The organism is Rhizobium giardinii bv. giardinii H152 (assembly GCF_000379605.1).
In the GTDB taxonomy this organism is placed as follows: domain Bacteria; phylum Pseudomonadota; class Alphaproteobacteria; order Rhizobiales; family Rhizobiaceae; genus Pararhizobium; species Pararhizobium giardinii.
In genome coordinates this window covers 80,558-96,938 of sequence record NZ_KB902646.1, presented here as the reverse complement: position 1 = coordinate 96,938, position 16,381 = coordinate 80,558, and the positions used below count along the sequence as shown (strand labels likewise).

The window sequence follows — 16,381 nt, the reverse complement described above, 5'->3', positions numbered from 1 at the left end:
CCATGGCTCGCAAGAACATTTTCGGGCTTGCAGAAACCGACCCGGCAACAACAGGGGAAATTGACCATTCCCTCGTCAATACGAGGCCGCTTGCGGGGTTTGACAAACCGCTTCGGCGTGCAACGCCGGTTGGCGCGATATCGCAGTCGCTGGGTGGAATCAACGAAAAGGCACAGCGCGCCGACGAACTGGAAAAGCAGCTCGCCAAAGGCCAGACCGTCGTTGAACTTGATCCCTTGCTGATCGACAGCTCATTCGTCATGGACCGCTTGAGCGTCAACACGGAGGACCAGGAGACGCTGGTTGCCCAGATCAGAGAGCATGGACAGCAAGTGCCTATTCTTGTTCGTCCGCACCCAGAAATGCCCGGTCGCTTCCAGGTGGCATACGGGCATCGCCGCTTGGCGGCCATCAAGCAGATCGGCGGCGCCATCAAGGCCGTTGTGCGTGATCTCAGCGACGAACAACTCGTCGTCAGCCAGGGGCAGGAGAACAACGCTCGCACCGATCTGACGTTCATCGAGCGTTCTTTCTTTGCGTTTCGGCTCGAAGCGCGCCAGTTCAACCGCGACATCATCATGTCCGCGCTCGGCGTCGATAAAGCCGCGCTGTCGCGCATGATTGCGCTCGTCAACCGTCTTCCTGGCGAACTGATCGAGGCAATTGGTGCTGCACCTGGCTTTGGCCGCACAAGATGGGCCGAGATTGCCGACCTCCTGGAGGAGACCGGAAAAAGAGCCAAGGCCATCAAGCTCGTCCAAGCTCCGGACTTTCAAACGATGACGTCGGACGAACGCTTCCAAGCCGTCTACGACGACCTTCGCAAGGTCAAGGACAAGGCCAGAACGGCGGTCTGGAAAACCTCAAAAGGCGGCAAGCTCGTCAGGATTTCGGAAACCGAGGCGAAATTAAATCTCGCCTTCGACAAGTCAATCGAACCCGAGTTCGGATCCTTTGTCGAGGCGAGGCTGAGCGCGCTTTATGACGAGTTCATGCAGTCAGACAGGGCTGGAAAAGGAGACTGAACCGCAAAAGAAAAAGGCCCCCAAACGTCGCCGTCGTGGAAGCCTCTCTCATAGTTCGCACCTAGAGAATCGCATTTCCCCGAATCGCAGTCAAGAGTTTTTGGCACCGTTTTGGTGAGCGGATTTCTTTTGCCTTTTGAAAGGTGAAGGAAAATGCAGACACAAAGTGTAACGACGCCCGTTGGGCGGCGACCGATGACGCTTGCCTTGATGAAAAGACAACTCGATACGGCCGAGATGAAGGCAGGCAAGACCGCAGACAAATGGAAAGTCTTCCGCGACGCCTGCGAGGCAAGGACAATCCTTGGGATTCAGGATCGCGCGCTTGCGGTTCTAGACGCCTTGCTGACATTCTACCCAGAAAATGAACTGTCGCAGGAGCGCGGCCTTGTCGTGTTTCCCTCGAACGCACAGTTGTCACTGCGGGCACACGGGATCACAGGAACGACGCTGCGACGGCATTTGGCTGCCTTGGTGGCCGCCGGTCTCATCATCCGCAAAGACAGCCCAAACGGCAAGCGCTATGCTCGGCGCGGACGATCCGGCGAGCTCGAGCAGGCGTTCGGGTTCAACCTCGCTCCCATGCTCGCCCGCGCCGAAGAACTGGCGGCAATGGCTCAACAGGTTGCGGCAGAACGCAAAAACCTCCGATTGGCAAAGGAAGCACTTTCGCTATGCCGGCGTGATATCCGAAAACTGATCGCCGCTGCGGTCGAGGAAGGGGCGGCGGGCAATTGGGCCACGATCGAGGAACACTTTCTTGCTCTCCTGGCTCGCATCCCTCGATCGCCGACCACCAGCGAAGTAACCGACACTCTCAAGGAGATGCAAAGTCTCCGCGAGACGATCATCAACGCGCTGGAAATGCAGATTAAATCCGAAAAAATAGACACCGATGATGTCCGTTTTGACCGCCACATACAGAATTCACATACCGAATCCATCAATGAACTTGAACCCAGCTATCGAGAAGACCTGAAAGCAACAGCCATCGAGACTCTCCGTCCGACGCGACCCCAAATAAAAGCGTTTCCGCTAGTCATGGTGCTCCAGGCCTGCCCCGATATTGCAGACTATGCCCCTGGAGGCACCGTCCCCGATTGGCGAGCTCTCATGTCGGCAGCCGTCGTCGTCCGAACCATGCTTGGCGTCACACCATCAGCCTACCAGGACGCATGCGAGGTCATGGGTGCTGAAAACGCTGCGGTAGCCATGGCTTGCATCCTTGAAAGGGCAGGACACATCAACTCGGCAGGCGGCTATCTGCGGGACTTGACCGCGAAAGCCAGACGAGGGGAGTTCTCTCTGGGGCCAATGCTGATGGCACTGATGCGGGCGCACCGCGCTGAGACGAAGATAGCGTCATGATCATCGCTTTCGCGCTTAGGCCTTGGCCTCGTGGAGTGCGGTTTCTGGGAAAACATTGCCCGCCGTATCACCTGCCGCGGCTGATCGATCTCGGACCATGCCGACCAACGTCTGTTACAGAGGAGTTTGGAGAGAACGCCCGTGCTTGTTTGAGACATTCCTCAAGCATGCCGCTCGCGAACGTGGGGAGCGGCAGCGGGACGCGCAGTTCAATCGGCCAGCTTGCAAAGCCTTAGTTTAGGGCTAAGCTTCGATCCAGCCGATGCAGTGTGCGTTGGCGGACCGCAAGCCGTGATCGCCAGCTTGTCCATTCGGCGTCCGGGGAATCGTGGCGTATTTTCAATATGGCCATACCGCTGCATAATTATCGTTCGTTTTTTAACATCGACGTGCAGTGCGGTTGTGGACGTAAAATGAGAGTAAACCGCTCAACGAGGTTTACTCGATATTCATCCGCTGACCGCGATCGCGCGAAAACATTGCTCAAGGCCAGCCTCGCCGCTGATCTTCAAGTCACTCATTCTCCAGGCATGTCATTCGCATGGAACTGCGCCAACTCACCTACTTCGTTGCGGTCGCCGAAAAGCTCCATTTCGGCAGGGTAGCGGCACGGGCGCATATTGCCCAGCCGGCCTTGTCGACGCAGATCCAGGCGCTCGAGCGTGAGCTCGGCGTCCAGCTGTTTGCCCGCTCCACGCGGCGGGTCGAACTGACCATGGCAGGCGAGAACTCCTACGATAGATCTGTGCGGATCTTGAGCGACATCGATGTCAGTGCCGAGGTGACACGCTCGATTGCCGGCAAAACGGCGAGAAAGATCAGGATCGGGACAACCTATCCCGCGATCGGTGTACTGTCAGCATTCCTGTCGAAGATCGCCCGCAAGTATCCCGACATCCAGCTGCAGGTCCAGAGCGGCTCACCGGCGACATCATCCGCAATCTCGAAAGCGGCCAGATCAACCTCCACTTTATCCGGCCGGTGGAAAACATTGGCTCGTTGCCGCTCTTCTCGATGGCCAATGACGAGTATCTGCTGGCCGTCGCCAGGGACAGCCGGCTTGCCGCCAGAACCTGTCCTACACCGAGAGCTACTTCGCCGAGCATGATCTGGCCCGCAACCGGCTATAGCTGCGACGACACGTTTGCGCTGGTCTCGCTGGTGTCGGCCGGTCTTGGCATCGGCTTTGCGCCGCAAGGGACGAGGATTTCACCAACGGCAATTTTCAGCTTCGCAAGATGAGGGGAGGGGACTTCCGGATCGGCATGCGGGTTGCCTGGAACACGGAAGATCCGGCGGTTGTGCGGGACGATATCATCGATATCGCCCGCTCGCTGCTCAGGCCACCCATCGCTTCTTGCTGCGGTGCAGCGCAAGCGTCCGGCAAAAGCCGGCGATCACTTCAAAATTTTTTCAAAGCGGGGGAGACGATGGTGTCGCGTAATCCAAACCGGTCCAGTAAACGCAGCAAACAAGCCCTCGACCTGCGGATCACGACAGGGTGGCCGATGAGGCCATTATCGCCGAGGCACACGCGCTTTATGGCAGCGATGCGGCGACCGCGGTGGCCTACTGTGGACTGGACGCCTGGTTCGAGGGTGAGGAGGTCGAGTTTCGCCGCTTCGCGCGACTCTTTCGCAGGCTCAGGAACTAGGCCCGTTTGACAAAGCTTGATGGCCCCTGGTTTATCATAGACTTGAATAAATTTAAGGTGTCGACCCCGGTTCCTATCCATTCAAGAGCTTCCCGAACGGCCGCCTTGCGCCCTCATGCCGGTCGTCCACACCACGCGCTTTTAGTTCCTGGAAGCAGTCAGCCTGCTATTTGTCACGTCCGGAACGCGCGAATTGCGGTCATTCACGAGACGACAGCAGTGGGCGTTTCTGGTAAGCTACATTCGAGCTTTTGGGGAGGCATGCAAATGTCAAGTCAGAATCATCGCTCCATCGGGAGTTACGACAAAGTCGTTGCAACGGAGCAAGTGTTCAGGTGCTCAATTTACTACCTCCGCAGCTCTCAAGGACCGCTTGAGCATCCTGAAGATCGAGCGTCCCGTGGCCGTTAGAGAGACCGCCGAGGAATGGCATGAGCAGCTCGCAGGCCTGCGCCCCAAGGCCCTGTGCTCGCCAAAGGCGGGCCAAACTCACCGCCGAGCGCAGTTCCCACATCTTCGCATCCTGCATGCGGGCGACGTCGAGCGCACGGCGGAAGCACGCCTCGATTTCGGCAGGATCGCACTCTGAGCTCGATGATATTAATTCGCCTTTGAGCCGATGCAACTCCGCCTCGCACCAGCGGTTGCCAGTGCGTGCGACAATGGTAAGCGCCTCGTCAATCAAGGTGCTACCCTCGGCAAAACGATCAGCCTTTCCATGCGCCTCCGCGAGTAAGCCCATCGCCCAAGGCGCCGTCATTCCTGACCCGATCGCCTGCATCCCTGCCAACCCGGCTCGCAACCGCTCGACGCCTTCCGCGCTCAGGCCCCGCTCCGCCAGCACCCACCCCTGCAGGAAGACTCCCTGGGTGTGCCAGAATGGAAATTCGTGTTCGGCCGCGAACGCCAACGCCAACTCCGCCGCCTCTTGCGCCTTGGCGATGTCGCGTCGATGCACCTGCAAAATCGCCGCCCATGTCAGTACATAGGCACGGCTGAACAAATGCCTGAGGCTCGCGGTCATGGCGAGCGCCTCGTCCATCAGCTCCAGCGCCCGGTCATCGTGGCCGAGATACCACAGCGCCATGCCGCCACGGCACAGGCAGATCGGTCCTCCATCCTGTCCATAGAGCGCTAGATGGGCCCGGTGCTGGGCGATGTCGTATTGGCTGATCCCGTGCTCGAAGTGCTTCCATGCCGAGGCGAATTCGCCACGCCAGGAGCAGGTAATGCCCAAAGCATAGGACGCTTCCACCACGAGCACAGGATCCGAGATCTGCTGCGACAACCTCAGAAGCCGTTCACCAAGGTCCCGCGCCGCGGAAAGCTCGGACCGCACCGCGTGATGAATGGTGAGACCGAGGAGCACCGGGAACAGCCTGGGCGTTTCCTGGATCCGCTCCGCCAGGTTGAGAGCACGGTTGTAGACGCGCTCGACCTCCGGGTGGCCATAGCCTTTCGCGGCGGTAAGCACTCGTCCCATGGTGATCAACAACGTCAGCTCAAGCTCGAGTTGCTCCGGATTCTCGGACATCTGGGCGAGCAGGTCGAGTGCCTTGGCCAAATGACCGACGGCCTCGGCATTCGCCGCCCGCTCGTTTGCGTGCTCGGCGGCCCGGTGCCAGAACACGACGGCTTGCGGCAGCTCTCCTGCCTCCGTCAGATGATGGGCCAGGAGCTCCGGCTGAGCGGACACGACATGCGGGGCGAGTTCTTCGAAGACCTGCGCAATACGGCGATGTAGTTCCCGGCGGCGGCTCTTGAGCAGCGACTGATATGCGGTATCTCGGATGAGCGCGTGCTTGAAGCTGTAGATCGCGTTAGGGCGGCTTCCGCGCCGAAAAACTAGCTCAGTAGCAACCAGTTGATCAAGGCTCCTCTGCAGCTCATGCTCATCGAGCACCGCTAACGCCGCAATGAGTTCATAGGAGAACTCGCGCCCAATGCAGGCGCCGATCTGGGCCACCACCTTGGCCCTACCGAGGCGATCGAGGCGGGCCATCAGCGAGTCGTATAGCGTTACCGGGATTGCCGGCAGCGGCATATGTGCAGCCAGTCCAAACTGATCGCCGGCCACTCCCAGGAGACCAGATTCGAGCATGGTTTTGGTCAACTCCTCAAGGTACAGCGGTACGCCATCGGTGTTGAGCAGGATGTAATCGAGCACTCCGGCAGGCAGTGCCTTTCCGCCGGTCAGCCGTTCGACCAGCGATTGAGCGTGCACCCGGTCAAGGCGATCCAGGACCACCTTTGTCACGTGCCGGTAACTACGCCAAGGCGGGACGAACTCGGGCCTGTGGGTAATGACCAGGAGCACGGGGAGCTGCCGGATTTGGTTCACGAACAAACCGAACAGCTCAAGGCTACTCGCGTCCAGCCAGTGAGCGTCCTCAAGCACCAGGAGTACCGGCTGCTTCGCAGCCAGTCTGCCAAGCTGGGCGATGAGCACGTCGAAGGTTCGGTTCTTACGCTGTTGGGGCGCGAGATCCAGTATTGGACAGCGGCCAGCGCCTGGAATTCCGAGAAGCTCGGCCAACAATGGGATCGCTTCGCTCACGTTATCCACCTGTTCGGCGAGCAGTCCTTGGAGTTTGGCGAGCTTGACGTTCGATGAATCATCGCGTTCAAATCCCGCTTCCTGTTCGAGCTGGGCAATTACCGGACGAAGCGCGCTGTTGACGTGGTAGGGTGAGGCGAAGTAGCGGCGTAACAGATGAGGTTCTCGAAAGAGGCGCTCGCGAAGTGCTAGCGCGAGACGCGACTTGCCGATTCCGGCCTCGCCCTCGAGCAGGACTACCTGACCTTCGTCGGCCTTGGCCTGAGTCCAGCGATCGACCAACATTGCGAGTTCCGGGTCACGGCCGACCAACGGCAGCACGGTCGCGTGACCCGCCTCGAATCGGTCGTCGCTACGCACTTCGCCGAGCACCCGAAATGCTTCAGCCGCCCCGGAAAAACCTTTGATCGGCCGCAGTCCGATGCTTTCGAGCTTGAACTGGCCCCGCAGCAGTGCGCGTGTTGCTTCGGCAATGACCACTGTGCCGGATCCGGCCAACTCCTGTAGGCGGGCCGCCAGGTTCGGCGTTTCACCTACGACGCTGCATTCTTCGGCCTGGCCGGTGCCGATGATGTCACCCACCACGACCAGGCCAGTGGCGATTCCGATCCGAACAGCCAAGTGCTCGCCGGCCGCATCCAGCCGGTCCACGGCCTCAACGACCGCGAGGCCGGCCCTCACGGCCCGCTCGGCATCTTCCTCGTGGGCCTGGGGATAGCCGAAGTATACGAGGACGCCGTCGCCCATATACTTGGCAATAAAACCGTCGTACCGGCCGACGATCTCGGTGGCGCACGCACGGTATGCAACGATCGACTGCCGTAGGTCTTCTGGATCAAGGCGGGCGGAGAGTGCTGTCGATCCAACGAGATCGCAGAACATCACCGTAAGCTGTCGCCGTTCCGCCTCGCTGTGGACCGGTGACACGGAAGCACGTAGTGCCGCCGTGGGCGGCGGCGACTGCTGAGCCAGAGCCGCAGCCGACCTGAGAAAACGTCTGCGGTCACCAAGGGACAGTCCGAGCTCCTTGAGGTCGGCATCGGTGAGATCGTCGACGACATCGAGATCGATACCGTTCTTCAAGAAGGTTTGGCGATACCGCTCAAGCCTGATGCTGGCGAGCCAGTCTCCGATGTCGGGCATGACCTAGCATCCTCTGACATGGTCGAATTCGGATTTCTCTGAGGCGTTTTCCCACGGTTCGAGGATATGCAGCTTACACCCGTCGCCCTGAGCAGTCACCCACCGCTGGCACGTGGAACGGCTGCAATAGCGCCGTCATCTCTGGTCACAAAAGCTGCTTTTCCGGCTTCTCGAAAGCGGACATTGCAGGATCCATCACCAACGTCGTACTCGCGCGCCATCAACGGACATTGATCGATGGAACCCAGGGGCTTTGCCCTCACAGCCAAAAGAGAGCCTATGTCCTGACCAGAGCGAGCCCGCGATCCAAAATGACGCGCTCTTTAGTCGGGAAGGCCAGCCTTGCGGTAGCCCTCGACGAAGCGCTGGAGCACTTCCTCGTTGTCGAATGGCTGCGATGTTGCCCAGTGCCTGATGCTGAAATGGGGATCGTTCATCATGAAGAATTCCGCCTCCTGACGGGCTTCATCCAGGCGCCCGAGTTGCGCGAGGGCTGCCGCAAGCAGGCGCCGCGACGTGGTGCGGTAGGTTTCCGGCTTGCGCAAAGCCTCAACCGCGGATTGATAGTCGCCGAGCGCATAATAGGCTTGGCCTGCCATCCAATAGTACCATCCCGGTGGGCGCGGATTGAGACGCAACGCCCGCTTCACGAATTCGACGCCCTTGACCGCGTCGCCCCTCAGGGTGATGAGATCCGAGCGTATCGCCCAGGCATCGGCATGATTAGGATCGAGCTTGAAGGTTGCCTCGAACTCGGCATCCGATTCCGCGTAACGCCGTTCATGACCAAGTATGATGCCCAACCCCCAGCGGTTCCCCGCATCGTTAGGGTCGAGTGCCACAGCCCGCTGCGCTTCGGCCAGCGCGCGAGGCTGGTTGGTTTCCTTCGGCTCGTTCCAGAATAGCCAGCCGAGCCAAAGATTGAGGGCCAACAAGCTATGTGCCTCGGCATAGTCGGGATCGAGTCTGATCGCCTTTTCCAGGAGCATGCGCGCTTCCCGCGCGCCTAATCCGGTCTGAAAACTGACGCCGCGGGCTCGCACGCAAAGGTCATAGGCTTCGAGACTCGTCGGCCGTTTGCGCGCCGGCTGTCCGGCCAATCGGCCGACAAGGGCTTCGACGATCTTGGCCGTGACCTCGTCCTGCACTGCGAAGATGTCCTCGAGGCTGCTGTCATAGCGCTCGGCCCAGATATGATCGCCGCCGATCGCGTCGATCAGCTGCGCATTGATGCGCACACGCGCCGCGGCGCGCCGGGCGCTGCCTTCAACCACATAGCGCACCCCAAGATCACGCGCGATCAAACGCACATCGACCGACCGCCCCTTATAAGCAAAGGTTGAGTTGCGCGCGATGACGAAGAGGCCGCCTGAGCGAGACAGGTCGGTGATCAGGTCTTCGGTCAAGCCGTCGACAAAGGTTTCCTGTTCCGGATCGTTGCTCATGTTGGTGAAAGGCAAGACCGCGATCGAGGGCTTGTCGGGCAATTCGAGCGATGCCAGTCGGCTGACCGGAGCGGCTCTCGGAACGTGCAGGTTCACGCGATAGCAGTATATCGGCTCGGCTATATTCTTCACCCGCTGCTCGCCCATGGGCTCGAACGCAAACGTCATCTTCTGCCTGACCTCCTTTGACACCTTCTCCGAAACGCAAATGCCACCGGCCTCGGCGAGTTGTTGGAGACGCGACGCCACGTTCACGCCCTCGCCATAACGATCGTCCCCTTCGACGATCACTTCTCCAAGGTTGATTCCGATCCGGACTTCGAAGCGCTGGTCTTCGGCGACGCTCGCGTTACGCTCCGCCATGCCGCGCTGAAGCGTGACCGCGCATTCGACCGCATCCACCACGCTGCCGAACTCCGCCAGCAGGCCGTCTCCCATCAGCTTGAAGATTCGCCCATGTCGCGTCGCGATTTCCGGCTCGAACAGCTCTTTGCGGCCACGTTTCAGGCGGTCGAAGGTGCCCGCTTCATCCGCCTCCATGAGCGCCGAGTACCCGACAACATCGATGGCAAGGATGGCAGCGAGCTTCCGCTCCATGTTGAGCCTCAATAAAGATTCACGACTCGCAAGCCGCGGGTCAGAGGCAGGCCTTACCGGCCTTACCGGCCTTACCGGCCTTACGGGCCTTACGGGCCTTACGGGCCTTACGGGCCTTACGGGCCTTACGGGCCTTACGGGCCTTACGGGCCTATGATACCACAGATCACGCCTCGTGAGACTATGGCTCGCGCGACGCCCCAGCTTTCCCGCCGCAGCGCCACTGACGCGCGTCCGACCCATTCCGCTGCTTGTTCGCAGTAGTGCCCGCGCAAACGGACTATGACCCTTGCGCCTGCATGTCGGTCGCCAAAGCTACATCGTCCGACTTCTAAAAGCGGACATCGCCTATAAGCCGACTAGGCCGCCGACAAACGGTCGCGCCGGTCCGTCCATCTTCATTTCGCGGCTGTGCCGCGCGCTCGGCGCCTGTATGCCTCAAACTAGCTGGAAGCTCAACAGGGCCGCCGCAGCATCGGGACGAGCGTCGGCGACGAACCGACCTGGATCGCGCCGAGCGGTTCGAAGCCGTAGCGTCGGTAGAACGGAATGTTGCGCGGGTTCGAGGATTCCAAATAGGCTGGCGCGTGATCGCGATCGCACCGTGCGGGTGCGTACGCCATCAAGGCGCCGCCGTGACCTTCGCCTTGATGCGCCGGGTCGACGCCGATCAGGGGCAGGTACCAATGTGGTTCGGTCGGGTGATACGTCGCCATCTGCTCGAATATGGCCGTGGTTTCGGGGGCAAGAGAACGCGCAACCGTGCTCTCGAGCACCGCACCAAGCCCTTCCTCGTCGGAATGGACCCCGGGCGATAGCCACAGCGCCGTCCCGGCGTAGCCGTCGGTGCAAAAGGCGCTTCCGTTAGAGAATGCGCTGCTCCCGAACGCCCGGATCATTCGCGGCATGGCCGCAAGGTACTGGTGCGCATGCGGCCAGGTCCATCGCGCCATAGGATCCGCTGCAAACGCCAGCATGACCGTTTCGACCGCCAGATCTTCCTCGGAGGCGGCCATAACTCTCACTGTTGGTGATTTCACACTACCCTCCTGACGTAGGTGGTCCGACGCGAGCGCTCGCGCCCGTTCTCAGCTACGCATCGTAACCCGGATGGGGTGGGAGCGATACCGGTTGGCTCAGCGGTTCTGGATCGCTTCGGTCCATTCTGGCCTTCGGACATGGACATTCAAACATGTTACCTCAGACGGCCGGGCGCGATGATATCCATCGCCTTCCGTCTGGCGTGATGCCGCCGCCCGGAACGATCATGTGCACATGCGGATGGTGCGTCATTGCCAATCCAGCCTCGTGCGACGGCAAGTTCTGGCCTTTGCTGCGCCTTGCGCCTTTCGGGTTGCTTCGGTTTATGACGTCGGCCCGACCGCCGCACGCCGGAGCGCAGCGGACTGATCGTCAATTTCTCCGAATTTTCGATCGGCCCAGCCGATCTTCACGATCTGAGCTGAGGGCGTGCTCGCCACCACCGATAGAGAATTCGCTCGTAGCGCTGCCGAGGACCCTGTCTGAGTGACAGGGCATCCTCGGTTAAGGACTGTGGCGGACTGCCTAGGACGCCATTATACCTGCCGTGAGGTCATTCATCGGGCTAAGATCGACTGCGGCCTTCATTTGGCTAATGGATTGGTTGAGGCGACGCTTTATTGATCGTCGCTTTCGCAAGTGGGCTGCCGGAGAACCCTACCTCCGGCATCGCTCGCTGGCGACCGGAGCCATTTACATTCTGACTTGTTGCAACTTGCTCATTGCCTCACCCAACGGCCCGTGGTTGTCGAACCATGTCTCGCTTGTCCGCACAAATGCGAGGGAATGAAGCGACCGCCGCCATTCTTCAACGGCGACGCAGGTACGTGGCGGTTAAGTTCTATTGCTCCTTCATCAGCTGGCCGCGGATTCCCCGTTGGGGTTAGCGGAAGTGTGCAGGATAACCGGCGTCCTTCGGTAAGGTGGCTGTCAACCAGCGTGGCCGAGCCCTTCGCCGGCGCCGGCATGTCGATCGGCTCGATGGACGGCGCGTTCTCAACTGACCGTGGCCGGGCCGTGGCCGTCGCGACCGCCGCTCAACAGGGTATGCTCGATCGTCCAGGATTTACTTGCGAACCGTGTCTGCCAGTGGCGCTGGTCCGCAGTCGTGCTTCCCTTCAGCTCGGCCTTTAACTTCATCTCTTGGGGTAGGAAGGGTAGGCCGGGGGCACAATCTCGCTCAATCCGACCGCTGCGTATCTCGTCGGCAGGAGACCCCTGACGGCTTTCGTCGTCGACTTCAGAATGAACGTGGTCGGCGCGCGCATCCGCGACGCGGACTCGGCGCGCCGGACCATCGAGGAATAACATTCCCCTTCCTTGGAAACGTCGCTCCTCCCCAGGCGAGGCTAGCGCAGCCGCTTTCCCACAAGCTTAGACAGGGTGGGTGACCGGATAATGGCCTCGAGCGTTTCAATGCCGTCGCGGCCTCGAGGTTGAACAGAAAATTTGCGCTCGCCGGTAGAGCGCCACTTGCCGACGAGCCAAGTCTCTTCGCCCGGCGTTCGTTGATGGTCTAGGAAAATACCGCGATGAGAACGGACAGCCAGATCAAAGCGACGCCCAGCGCCAACGCACGCCTGGCGCTTTCGACCTTCTCTGCGCCCTCTTCTGTGACCGGTGTCGTCACAATCCAGGGCACCGAGCCAAGCGCTGCGAATCCAATAAGGGCCAGTATTACCACCACAAAATCGGAGCCACGCCAGCCGACGGGCTCATACACGCCCCAGTAACCGAGGAACGCCATCCCAACTGCGAACATCGTGGCGGAGGCAGAGCAAAGGCCTGCAACGGAACCTGTTGGCGCGCGCATCTCGCATCCCCTCCCTGCCAAATCCCAAAAACGCAAGTCTCTCAAGGGCACAAGCCACCTTCGCACATATGTCTCAGGAATTGGCCGCCAAGTGAAGCGATGATCAAACATGAGTGATGGCGCGTGAAAGCCATGGCGCGCTTTCGAAGGTCCCAACTCGGTCGACGACAGGACCGGATCCATGCATCTTGTTGCGGTCGTTGCGACTAGCGTTCGAAGGGTTCACCGAGCGAGGCGACGCCGTTTAGCTTGAGCAGGCGACGATCCGCCGAAATGATGCCAAGCACGATGATGGTGACGAGATAGGGCAGGCTCGAAAGCAGTTGCGAGGGAACGTCCAGCCCGGTCGCCTGGGCTGCGAGCCCCATCAGGGAGACAGCGCCGAAGAGGCAGGCCCCCAGGAAGATTCGGCCGGTAAGCCACGTGCCAAAAACGACGAGTGCGATCGCGATCCAGCCACGCCCGGCGATCATCCCATCGGCCCAGAGTGGTGTGTAGACCACCGCAGCATAAGCTCCGGCAAAACCAGCCATGGCGCCGCCGAATGCGATGGCGAAGACGCGGACTGAGGTGACAGAATAACCAATGGCGTGCGCAGCCTTGGGATTCTCGCCGACGGCCCGCACCACGAGACCGGTCTTCGTATAGGCAAACATTCCCCATAGCGCCAAGGTCGCGGCAAGCGATAGCCAGACGACGATATCCTGGATGAAAAGGCTGCCGAGGACCGGTATTTCGGAAAGCCATGGGAAGGCAAGCTTTGGAAGCCCCTTGACCGTGAGGCTTTCATAGGTCTTGCCGAAAAGCGCCGAGAGGCCCTGACCAAGGATGCCGATCGCAAGGCCTGTTGCCACCTGGTTTGCCCGAAAGCCCAGTGCAACCACGGCAAAGACGAGGGATAGGACGGCGCTGCCGAGGCCAGCGGCAACGAAGCCCAGGAAATGCCCTCCGCCATGATAGACGATGATGAAGGCGAGCACTGCGCCAAACGCCATCAATCCCTCTACCCCGAGATTGAGGACTCCGGCGCGCTCGGCCACCAGTTCACCGAGAGCGGCAAGAAGAAACGGCGTGGCAGCGCCAAGCATGCCGGCAAGAATGAAGTCGATAGCGTTCATGACTGGCTCCGGACGGCCGCTCGGGGCCATTCGAGACGGTGCCGCACGAAAGCGACAGCGATGAGGTAGGCGAGCAGCAGGCTGCCCTGGAAGACGCGGACCGCAGCTATCGGCAGGTTTGCCGATACCATGGCATTGTCCCCCCCGATGTAGAGGACCGCCATGAGCAATGCAGAGAAAACGATGCCGAGCGGGTGGAGGCCACCGAGGTAGGCGACGATGATGGCAGCGTAGCCGTAGCCGGTCGAAATCGAGCGCTGCAGCTGGCCGAGCGGCCCGGCGACCTCGGCTGCGCCGGCCAGGCCGGCGGCAAAACCGCCGATCAGCAGCGAAAGCCAGATCGCCCACCCCTCGTTGAAGCCAGCATAGCCGGCGGCACGCGGCGCAAGACCGCCGACCTGCAGCTTGTAGCCGGTGAAGCTCTTCTGCATGAAGACCCATGCTGCCGCTGAAAAGGCCAGCGTTAGAAGCAGTGAAACATTGACACGGGTGCCGGAGATCAGGATCGGCACCATCGCGTCATACTGGAACATCACGGACTGGGGGAAGTTGAAACCGTTCGGGTCTTTCCAGGGGCCGAGCAGCAGGTAGTTGAGGAGCTGCGCGGCAACAAGGCTCAGCATCAGGGAAACGAGGATCTCGTTGGCATTGAGCCTGACGCGCCAGAAGGCGGTCAGCGAAGCCCACAGGCCGCCGCCGAGGGCACCAAGCAGCAGCATCAGCGGCCAGATCCACTGGCCCGTCGCTTGCGGAAACCATACCGGGATGGCGGAGGCAAATATCGCGCCGAGAATGAACTGGCCCTCGGCGCCGATGTTGAAGACTTTGGCGCGAAAGCCGATCGCCAGGCCCTGTGCGATGAGGAGCAGCGGGGCCGCCTTCAGCAGCACCTCCGAGAACGAAGTCCAGGAGAGAAACGGTTCGAGAAGCATGGCATGGACGACAGCGATCGGATCGCGGCCGAGCAACACGTAAAGGCCGAGATTGAGAATGGTGGCCACCGCCAGCGCGATCGGAGGCGCAAGCAGAGTTGCGGCAAGCGAGGCGCGTTCCCGGCGGACCAGGGTGGGAAGGAAGGCCGCAGGCAAGACGCTCATGCCACGGCCTTTTCGGGAGATGAATGTGCCCCCATCATATACCGGCCTATTTCCTCGGGTCGGGTGTCGCGCGTGGCGAGTGGCGGGCTCAGCCGGCCGTGGTGCAGCACCTGGATGGCGTCGCAGAGTTCGAAAAGCTCCTCGAGTTCCTCGGAAATGACGAGGATGGCCATGCCTTCATTGCGTAGCGTGATCAGGCGCCTGCGAATGGCGGTTGCGGCGCCGATGTCGACTCCCCAGGTCGGCTGCGCCACGAACAGAAGCTTTGGAGACAGCATGATCTCGCGGCCGACGATGAATTTCTGCAGATTGCCGCCGGAAAGGGCGCCGGCTTCCGCTTCGGGGCCGGACGTTCGGACATCGTACTGGCGGATGCACTCGTTGGTGAGCGCGCGTGCGCTTGCCCTGTCCACGAGACCGTGCCGCAGAAGACCGAGAGGATGTGCCGTCAGCAGGCTGTTGAGGACGAGCGACATTTCCGGGACCGCGCCGCGTCCGAGCCGGTCTTCGGGAACGAAGGCAAAGCCACGCTGCCGGCGGGCAGCGGCACCGAGCGTGCCCACGTCCTTTCCCATCATATAAATCCTGTCCCGTTGTTCTCGCGGCAGCACCGCCTCGCCGGAGATCAGCGAGGCAAGCTCGCTTTGCCCGTTGCCCGAAATCCCGGCAATACCGAGGATTTCGCCGGCACGCACAGACAGGCTGATGTTGGAGAGCCGGACGGCAAAGGGATCATCGGGCTGATGGTCGAGGCCGATGATTTCCAGCCGCTTCTCACCGCCAGACAGCGGAAGTGCGGGCATAGGGTCCGGCATGTCGCGGCCAATCATCATGCAGGCAAGGTCATGGGCATCATGATCGCGAGGGTCCACATTGCCGGTGACACGTCCGCCGCGCAGGATCGTCGCGTGATCGCAGATCGCACGAATTTCCTCAAGCTTGTGGGAAATGAACAGGATGGAAACGCCACCGTCGCGCAGGCGCCGCAAGGTGTCGAAGAGCTTGTCCACCGATTGCGGTGGCAGCACGGAGGTCGGCTCGTCAAGGATCAGCAGCTTTGGATTGGTCATCAGGCATCGGATGATCTCCACCCGCTGTCGCTCGCCGACGGAAAGGGCGTGGACAGGGGCGAGCGGATCGACTTCCAGGCCGAAGTCGCGGCCAAGCGTGCGGATGCGTTCGGTGAGGTCGGCCGTGCGGCCCTTGACGACCAGGCGAATGTTCTCCACCACCGTCAGGGTCTCGAAAAGCGAGAAGTGCTGGAAGACCATGCCGATCCCCTTGCGCCGCGCCTGTGCGGGGGAGGCGAGGCTGAGAGGCTCGCCTTCCCAGATGGCGGTGCCGTCGTCGGGCTGCTCGACGCCGTAGATCAGCTTCATCAAGGTCGACTTGCCCGCCCCGTTTTCTCCGAGGATCGCATGGATCGACCGCGGGGCCACGTCCAGGTCGATACCCTGATTGGCATGGATCTGGCCGTAGCTTTTGGAAATGCCGCGGAGCGACAGGAGCGGGTCGGTCATGGA

Annotated in this window: 10 protein-coding genes and 3 pseudogenes; 5 read left to right on the top strand and 8 right to left on the bottom strand. The window is 60.9% G+C overall.

All coding sequences use genetic code 11. The features are described from left to right. Window positions 1-2: 2 nt before the first annotated feature. The 4 genes and pseudogenes from repB to A3AY_RS37835 all read left to right on the top strand — a co-directional run bounded on the left by repB (window position 3) and on the right by A3AY_RS37835 (window position 4,047). Complete coding sequence (repB, locus tag A3AY_RS0113375; RefSeq protein WP_018326172.1) at window positions 3-1,025, top strand: plasmid partitioning protein RepB; 1,023 nt, start codon at window positions 3-5, stop codon at window positions 1,023-1,025. Window positions 1,026-1,178: 153 nt separating this feature from the next. Further along, entirely contained in the window at window positions 1,179-2,393 is a 1,215-nt protein-coding gene (repC, locus tag A3AY_RS0113370) for a plasmid replication protein RepC (RefSeq protein ID WP_026203403.1), read from the top strand. A 541-nt stretch (window positions 2,394-2,934) separates the two neighbouring features. Continuing rightward, window positions 2,935-3,739: pseudogene (locus tag A3AY_RS41070) on the top strand (LysR family transcriptional regulator); the annotation flags it as partial. A gap of 155 nt (window positions 3,740-3,894) precedes the next feature. Continuing rightward, entirely contained in the window at window positions 3,895-4,047 is a 153-nt protein-coding gene (locus A3AY_RS37835) for a hypothetical protein (protein WP_018326169.1), read from the top strand. Window positions 4,048-4,378: 331 nt separating this feature from the next. On the opposite strand, the gene A3AY_RS0113350 is transcribed toward A3AY_RS37835, so the two are convergent. The 4 genes and pseudogenes from A3AY_RS0113350 to A3AY_RS37830 form a co-directional block, all read right to left on the bottom strand. Then, window positions 4,379-7,747 (bottom strand): AAA family ATPase, encoded by a 3,369-nt coding sequence (locus tag A3AY_RS0113350; protein WP_018326168.1) that lies wholly within the window; start codon window positions 7,745-7,747, stop codon window positions 4,379-4,381. 323 nt (window positions 7,748-8,070) lie between these two features. Beyond that, window positions 8,071-9,789: an adenylate/guanylate cyclase domain-containing protein gene (locus tag A3AY_RS0113345; protein WP_018326167.1), complete on the bottom strand. Its 1,719-nt coding sequence runs from the start codon at window positions 9,787-9,789 to the stop codon at window positions 8,071-8,073. Between the two features lie 455 nt (window positions 9,790-10,244). Continuing rightward, window positions 10,245-10,805 (bottom strand): GNAT family N-acetyltransferase, encoded by a 561-nt coding sequence (locus A3AY_RS0113340; RefSeq protein WP_018326166.1) that lies wholly within the window; start codon window positions 10,803-10,805, stop codon window positions 10,245-10,247. 193 nt (window positions 10,806-10,998) lie between these two features. Continuing rightward, window positions 10,999-11,094, bottom strand: a pseudogene (locus tag A3AY_RS37830) (transposase); the annotation flags it as partial. Here A3AY_RS37830 and A3AY_RS40535 point away from each other — a divergent pair. Continuing rightward, window positions 11,093-11,255: pseudogene (locus tag A3AY_RS40535) on the top strand (DUF1349 domain-containing protein); the annotation flags it as partial. The pseudogenes A3AY_RS37830 and A3AY_RS40535 overlap by 2 nt on opposite strands. A gap of 1,091 nt (window positions 11,256-12,346) precedes the next feature. Here A3AY_RS40535 and A3AY_RS0113330 read toward each other — a convergent pair. The 4 genes from A3AY_RS0113330 to A3AY_RS0113315 all read right to left on the bottom strand — a co-directional run bounded on the left by A3AY_RS0113330 (window position 12,347) and on the right by A3AY_RS0113315 (window position 16,378). Next, a complete protein-coding gene (locus A3AY_RS0113330) occupies window positions 12,347-12,643 on the bottom strand; it encodes a hypothetical protein (RefSeq protein ID WP_018326164.1) in 297 nt (98 codons plus the stop codon). A gap of 206 nt (window positions 12,644-12,849) precedes the next feature. Beyond that, entirely contained in the window at window positions 12,850-13,761 is a 912-nt protein-coding gene (locus A3AY_RS0113325) for an ABC transporter permease (protein WP_018326163.1), read from the bottom strand. After that, window positions 13,758-14,858 (bottom strand): ABC transporter permease, encoded by a 1,101-nt coding sequence (locus A3AY_RS0113320; protein ID WP_018326162.1) that lies wholly within the window; start codon window positions 14,856-14,858, stop codon window positions 13,758-13,760. Before A3AY_RS0113320 ends, A3AY_RS0113325 begins: the two co-directional genes overlap by 4 nt. Next, the gene (locus A3AY_RS0113315; RefSeq protein ID WP_018326161.1) at window positions 14,855-16,378 is read right to left on the bottom strand and encodes an ABC transporter ATP-binding protein; all 1,524 of its coding nucleotides are present in this window, start codon (window positions 16,376-16,378) and stop codon (window positions 14,855-14,857) included. Before A3AY_RS0113315 ends, A3AY_RS0113320 begins: the two co-directional genes overlap by 4 nt. Window positions 16,379-16,381: the final 3 nt, after the last annotated feature.

Bases quoted from the DNA above. Each gene is read 5' to 3' on its own strand.
- repB (WP_018326172.1), top strand. From the start codon at position 3: ATGGCTCGCAAGAACATTTTCGGGCTTGCAGAAACCGACCCGGCAACA.
- repC (WP_026203403.1), top strand. From the start codon at position 1,179: ATGCAGACACAAAGTGTAACGACGCCCGTTGGGCGGCGACCGATGACG.
- A3AY_RS0113350 (WP_018326168.1), bottom strand. From the start codon at position 7,747: ATGCCCGACATCGGAGACTGGCTCGCCAGCATCAGGCTTGAGCGGTAT.
- A3AY_RS0113345 (WP_018326167.1), bottom strand. From the start codon at position 9,789: ATGGAGCGGAAGCTCGCTGCCATCCTTGCCATCGATGTTGTCGGGTAC.
- A3AY_RS0113340 (WP_018326166.1), bottom strand. From the start codon at position 10,805: ATGGCCGCCTCCGAGGAAGATCTGGCGGTCGAAACGGTCATGCTGGCG.
- A3AY_RS0113330 (WP_018326164.1), bottom strand. From the start codon at position 12,643: ATGCGCGCGCCAACAGGTTCCGTTGCAGGCCTTTGCTCTGCCTCCGCC.
- A3AY_RS0113325 (WP_018326163.1), bottom strand. From the start codon at position 13,761: ATGAACGCTATCGACTTCATTCTTGCCGGCATGCTTGGCGCTGCCACG.
- A3AY_RS0113320 (WP_018326162.1), bottom strand. From the start codon at position 14,858: ATGAGCGTCTTGCCTGCGGCCTTCCTTCCCACCCTGGTCCGCCGGGAA.
- A3AY_RS0113315 (WP_018326161.1), bottom strand. From the start codon at position 16,378: ATGACCGACCCGCTCCTGTCGCTCCGCGGCATTTCCAAAAGCTACGGC.